We start from the raw sequence: 5,991 nt of genomic DNA, 5'->3' as shown, positions 1-5,991 counted from the left end.
TGCTGGTTTAAATAATCTTTGAACGCGTTATATAAGCTTGTCACATTCTGATGATCAGCCAAATTTTCTTTGACAAAGTCTTTAGCGCTTAGGACAGGGTCACCACTAGTTTGTGCCACGTCGAAGATGGGTAGGTAACGATAACCAACAATGGCCCGTTCGTCGGTAGTATCAAGTCGCTTTTGCTCAGCGGGTGTTAATTTCTTAATAATCGGTGCCGCAATTCGAATGGACTTAGCGCCCTTATTAACGGTGCGGTTAAAATCTGTTTGCCATTGCTTAAAGCCCGCGACCTGGGTCGCTTGCGGATTTTGCGCATAAATCAAATCAATGTTTCTGGCGCTATAATGATGGAATTTAGCCAAGGTATTGAGGTACTTTTTAAATTGGCCACTATCGGTTAATTTTAGGATTTGTTGTTCGGCTTGGGCGACTAATTGTGCTTTCCAGGCTTTAACATCTGCTTTACTCGGCATTGCCTACCCCTCCTCATCTTCAAAAATATCATTCAATATAGGGGCTACGTTGATTTGAATCGGGGTCGTGCCATAAAGGGCGATGTAGCCATCAGCTAATTTTTGCCAAGCTACTTGATAATAGGCCCCGTTACCAGTAATTTCTTTTAAATACTTGTAGGTTCCTTTAGTCTGCAAAACCGGTAATTCACTCCCAATGACTGTTAATTCGTTATCCATATTTATGATCTCCTTTGTTTTGCTAATCTCACCCGTTGTTTAGGTTTACTTTTAGGGTTGTAAAAGTGAACCTAAATGACGGGTTCACCAACCGGAACGTAGTGTAGGGCGGTAGGCAGGTTCTAATCAAAATCAAAACTTAATTTATGGCCGTCAAGCTTTAACTTGGCGTCAAACGACTTTCCCTTTTTGCTCTTGAAACCCTTTAGTTTGCTGGTTTCCCCTTTGGTGACCAGTGCTTTGATTGCGGTCTTCCCGAGGGTCTTACTGCTCCATTTCTTGGGCAGGGTAAAGTCTTCGCCTTGCTTAGGCTTTACAATATAAAACTTCTGTTTATTTAAAACGGTCGCTTGCGGTGTTTCTAAGAAGACCTCGGCGGACTTTTGTGCTTGCTGTTGGTGATTGATTTGTTGCTTAATGGCTGCATTGCCGGTTAATTGTGTGGGAACATCAGCGATTAACTTCGCCACAAACTTCTTGATTTGGCTCAAAAAATTATCCGGAGTGCGTTCTTCGGTACTGATTTGCTGTAACGCTTGCTCCCATTTAGCCGTCATTTCTGGGCTAGTTAGCAAGGGTTCGAGTTCGACCGCTTTACATAAAGTAATCCCGGCTTCACTGACGTGTAACTTGTTCTTTTCAGTGACGAGATAGCCGCGTTTCTTTAACACTTCCAGCACATTGGCCCGGGTCGCACTTGTCCCAATGCCTTGCACATCTTTGAGAATCGCTTGGGCTACTTCATCATCAAGCGTTTTGCCAGCGGTCTTCATGGCCGTAATCAGGGTACCTTCGGTAAAGGGTACCGGTGGGGTCGTTTCTTTTTGCGGTGTTTGCAGATTTGCTTGAACTTGGTCGCCTTGGTGAACGATCGGTAGGGTGGCTGCCTCTTGCTGGTCAGCTTTGTGATCATCAAATAAAGCTTGCCAACCTTGCTTAGTTGGGGCCTTACCGGTTGCTTTAAAATTGGCGTCACCAACTTGGGTAATAATGGTAGTTTCCTCGTACTCGTACGGATCAGCAAACATCGCTAACGTTGTTCTTAAAACCAGGTCGTAGACTTGTTGCTGTAATTTAGGCAAGCTGGCCAGCTTCTCTTTCGTCGGGACGACTTTAGTCATAATAATGGCATAGTGTTCTTCAACCTTTTTTCCATTAACATAGCGTTTGTTCGGAGTGGTATTGGTTAAAGCGACTGGCTTAGAGACCAAACCCAGATACTTCGTCAGATTAGCCACTAAATAATCAAATTCTTCATCAGTGATATAAGCACAATCCGTTCGGGGATAACTCAGCAACTTGGCTTCATATAAACTTTGAATGGCCGCTAAGGTTTGGCTGGCGCTGGCGTGATAACGTTTATTCATGGCACTTTGGAGACTGGATAGTGAGAATAGTTGGGGACTAGCACGCTTTTTGCCTTGTTTTTGGACGTCCTTGATAAAACCGTCCTGTGAGCCTTTCTGAACGTGTTTAGCCTGCATGAATGTCATTAGCCCTGTTTCGTCTTTAAATCGCTGATAGGGGTCTAATTTTGCGACGAATTTTTGCTGATTAGCTAAAATTTCCGCATTTAGTTCAAAATAGGGTTCCGGCTTAAAGTTTTTGATTGCCTGGTCTCTTTGATAGACCATATACAAGGTTGGCGTCTGCACGCGACCAATTGAGTACACCCCACGCACCCCATTTTTCCTCAACAATAAAGTATATAAGGGACTACCATTCATACCGATCAACCAATCACTAATTTGCCGGGTTTGAGCTTCTTTATAAGCCAAATAGTCTTTGTGCCAATCACCAAGATTTTTGAATCCAGTAATAATGGCGTCTTTTTCCAAGCTATTCAACCATAGCCGTTTAATGGTCTTCTTTTTAACGTCAATCTGGGCTTGGCTCATGATTGACCAGGCAATATTGGAGCCTTCCCGACCACTATCAGTGGCAACAATAATGGTATCGGCCTTCGTTAACAGGTCTTTGACGACCTTGAATTGATCTTTTTTACTAGCTGACACCACAAACTTGTATTTATCGGGAAAAATCGGTAAATTAGATAAGGCCCATTGCTGATATTTCTGATCATATTTATCCGGTGTGGCTAGTTCAACTAAATGTCCGAGACCATACGTGACAAGCGTATTATCGGGCAAAACAGGGTCACTAACCGTATAGTAACCCTGTTTTTTTGTGCTCTTTTGAAAGGCTTGGACGTATGAACGGGCTTGACTGGGTTTTTCAGCTAAGATAACAGTGGTCATGTTCGTTCACTCCTTATGATTCAATTTTTGATCTAATTCTGTTTTGCCTTGTTCAGCCGCTTTTAACCAGGTTTAACGGTGCATTTTTTATTCCGATTACAAGTGCATGCCACCATCCTCATGCCGGTTCCGGGTTTGGTGTTGCCGCTGCTTTTTCGTCATTTCCCACTCGGTTTCTTTCAGTCCACGTTCTTGCTTTTGCCGTTGGTAATCTTCATCACGAGCATATAGAACAGTCATGATCGCATCACTAAAGGCCGTCTTTAAGTAATAGTCTGGACTAACTGGCTTATAATTTAGCGGTTGATAATGCCCCATATTTGCTTTTCTGTACTGGTCGTCCTTGGCTTGTTGCCCTTTTAACTGCTTTTGGATTTTCTCGATCTGACTATTCTTAATCGTCGGATCGGCTTTGCATTCGCCAAAAAAGAGTTGTTTAGTGCCATCATGCTTTAAAACCCGTTGTAAGTGATGATTTTCTAACTGATCTAAGCTAAGCTGTCCCGATAAATAAGCTAGTCCTTGTTGATGTTCCTGGGTATTGAAAACCCTCGGTGGTTTTTCCTGCCACTGTGCGATTGTTTCAACCTTGCACGGTTTTAAAGCTGGATCATAGTACATCACTGCTGTATAGGCCTGTTCCAGTTTAATCATTGGTAGTTCATCTAAATCACCATTGGGAAAGGCTCTTTTCAATACTTCATGGTATTGCGTTTGAATGACTTGCTTAACTGCAATGATTGTCCGTAGGTCTTTGACTGCCCTCGTAATCGTTTGCTGTTCTGCTGGTGAATACTTTTCTAGTAGTCCTTTATCAACGTGTTCTAGGCTTTCTAAGCTATCATCATGAATCATCAGCGTATATTTAAGCTTGATTTTGACTTCCTTTTCTTGTTGCATTAATAACTGCCAGCTGGTATATGGCCGCTTGGTAAAGGTCAATAATTGTCGGGTCAATAAATCATCACGAATATTCATTAAACGTTCGTTTAATTCACTGCCTTTGAAAATCGTTTGTTCACTATTAGTTTCTTTAATCAATTCCCGTCGTTCAGCCGCGGTTATCTGTTCAAAATCAAGCTCTGGATAAATTTTTTTAGTCGTGCGATCAACTACTTTATTTAAGAGTTCGTCTGCTTTTTTTAGTGAACTTTCTTGTTGGTTAATCGTCAATAATTGCTTAGTGACATCTTCACCAACAGCGTGCTTAATTAAGGTACTGTTTTTCCAATTAAATAGCATGCGCCGCTTATCATCTAAACTTTCCAAACTAATATAAGTTTTCAGTTCGTGGCTTAACTCTTTGACCACTTTTTTCTCGTTAAACGAGAAGTGTTTACTTAGGCTATCCAAGTGGCCTCGATTAACTACTTTCTCCTGCATATTTTTATAGCCAGCTTTGGACTTACGATAGTTCTTAACTTGTTGATTAAATGCCTTTCTTTCATGCCGTTTGCTATTGATTCCCTCGTGTTGCATTGGTGTGTCAGCTATTCCCTGTTCCACAAATGATTTTTCACTGATTCGATCCGGAATATTTTTTTGCTCTAAAACCTGATTGACACTAACTGCCCAATTATGACGCCATTCAATTATTTTTTCTTTCTTATCCCAATCGACCATCAGTATCTTTCTACTCTTAGGGTACTTGCTAGTTCCGGTATACATTTTATTGCCATTCTCATCTAAAATATATTGCTTTTTACTCTTGATTCCCCATGTTCCGTCTGGGTTAAATGGTCGGTTAGTTAACATCACATGTGCGTGCGGATTATCTTGGTGGTCGCGATGAATCGCTACATCAGCTACCATGCCTTGATCAACAAAATTTTCTTGCACATATTTTGTCAATAATTCTTTCTGTTCGGATTCACTTAATTCTACCGGTAAAGCCACGTTAAACTCTTTTGCATACCGTGAGTTTGATTTACGATCTTTCTTTTCAACTTCATTCCACAACTGCTCTCGATCACTCGCCCATTCAGGTGAATTTTTTGGCGTCAAAATAAAGCTTTCTGGCATGATCGATCGGGCATAAAAATAGTGGCGACCTTCCTTATCATCAAATAGCTTTTCACCACTTCGATAAGCGGCACTGGCAATCGCACTTCGTCCTTTACCAGCACTAATATTACTAAAACTCATGTGAAATATTGCCATGTCAGTCACCATCTTCCTTTGATTCTATGGGTTTTGACTTTGTTGTCGCCATCGACGACTTCTAATACAGTATTTTAGCACGATTTACCCCACAAGAATTTAGTGGGGTGTAAGTGCGCATTGACCTCGTTTTACTCGGTCTTCTGATTCTCTTAACTTTAACTTAGTGTATGCCTTCCGCTTCGCTATTTCAAATTTTATACTTTGACTTAACGTTTCTTATATGATATAGTTTCGGTGATTATTTCTAATATGATTGGAGGAATCGTTATGTCTAAAAGTAACTTAGAAAAACAAGAAGCTAAATTAAAAGCCCTTAATCAAAAAATTAAGGACGAAAAAAATAAGATTGAACAACGGCTAGGTAAACAAATCATCAGTCAAGCCAATTTAGATTATGCTAATTTGTCTAACGATCAGATTAAGCTTTTAGCCAAGCAATTTTCTGAATTTTTAAAGGTAAATTCCGTAGATCATTAGCCATACGAGATGGGGAAATTCCATGTCTAATCAATATGAAAAACTAGTCAAGCAGCAAGCGCGTTTAAAACAAAAAATTGAGCGGGAAGATTTTAAATTACGGCAATCTAAATACTATGAAAGCCGACAAGACCGCAAAGCACGTTCTCGCCGATTAATTCAAAAAGGGGCTTTGCTAGAAAAATACTTTCAAGCTGATAACCTTTCGGTTGAACAAACCGAAGAACTTTTAAAAATATTTGCCAATTATGTTAATGCCCATAAACCGGATAAATTAAAAAACGATCAACCTAATAACTAGACCGATCGTTTTTATTTTCAGGATTGTTTTTTGGATTAATTTCTGGATTGTGTTTAGCAAAGTCTTTTAACTGTTTTTGAATTCTTTGTGTAAGCTC

The 5,991-nt window shown here is 40.4% G+C and carries 6 protein-coding genes; 2 read left to right on the top strand and 4 right to left on the bottom strand.

The features are described 5' to 3' along the window. The 4 genes from IV64_RS14695 to mobQ form a co-directional block, all read right to left on the bottom strand. A partial coding sequence (locus IV64_RS14695) for an ArdC-like ssDNA-binding domain-containing protein (protein ID WP_420843335.1) occupies positions 1-476 on the bottom strand: 476 nt, incomplete at its 3' end. A gap of 3 nt (positions 477-479) precedes the next feature. Then, on the bottom strand, positions 480-695 hold the full coding sequence (locus IV64_RS11670) for a hypothetical protein (RefSeq protein WP_057707423.1): 216 nt from the start codon (positions 693-695) through the stop codon (positions 480-482). Between the two features lie 122 nt (positions 696-817). Then, complete coding sequence (locus IV64_RS11665) at positions 818-2,953, bottom strand: type IA DNA topoisomerase (RefSeq protein ID WP_057707422.1); 2,136 nt, start codon at positions 2,951-2,953, stop codon at positions 818-820. A gap of 96 nt (positions 2,954-3,049) precedes the next feature. After that, positions 3,050-5,113, bottom strand: a complete 2,064-nt coding sequence (gene mobQ / locus IV64_RS11660; protein ID WP_057707421.1) for a MobQ family relaxase — start codon at positions 5,111-5,113, stop codon at positions 3,050-3,052. A 252-nt stretch (positions 5,114-5,365) separates the two neighbouring features. On the opposite strand from mobQ, the gene IV64_RS11655 reads away from it, so the two are divergent. After that, positions 5,366-5,593, top strand: a complete 228-nt coding sequence (locus IV64_RS11655) for a hypothetical protein (RefSeq protein ID WP_083491659.1) — start codon at positions 5,366-5,368, stop codon at positions 5,591-5,593. 22 nt (positions 5,594-5,615) lie between these two features. After that, positions 5,616-5,894 carry a hypothetical protein gene (locus tag IV64_RS11650; RefSeq protein ID WP_057707419.1) on the top strand — a complete coding sequence of 93 codons (279 nt, stop codon included), beginning with the start codon at positions 5,616-5,618 and terminating at the stop codon, positions 5,892-5,894. The last annotated feature ends 97 nt before the right edge of the window (positions 5,895-5,991 follow it).

The organism is Lactiplantibacillus xiangfangensis (assembly GCF_001438845.1).
Classification (GTDB): Bacteria; Bacillota; Bacilli; order Lactobacillales; family Lactobacillaceae; genus Lactiplantibacillus; species Lactiplantibacillus xiangfangensis.
The sequence above is the reverse complement of the archived record's forward strand: the minus strand, read 5'-3'. Positions and strand labels throughout refer to the sequence as shown.

Coding starts and splice junctions, on each gene's coding strand:
- IV64_RS11655 (WP_083491659.1), top strand. CDS start 5,366: ATGATTGGAGGAATCGTTATGTCTAAAAGTAACTTAGAAAAACAAGAA.
- IV64_RS11650 (WP_057707419.1), top strand. CDS start 5,616: ATGTCTAATCAATATGAAAAACTAGTCAAGCAGCAAGCGCGTTTAAAA.
- IV64_RS11665 (WP_057707422.1), bottom strand. CDS start 2,953: ATGACCACTGTTATCTTAGCTGAAAAACCCAGTCAAGCCCGTTCATAC.
- mobQ (WP_057707421.1), bottom strand. CDS start 5,113: ATGGCAATATTTCACATGAGTTTTAGTAATATTAGTGCTGGTAAAGGA.
- IV64_RS11670 (WP_057707423.1), bottom strand. CDS start 695: ATGGATAACGAATTAACAGTCATTGGGAGTGAATTACCGGTTTTGCAG.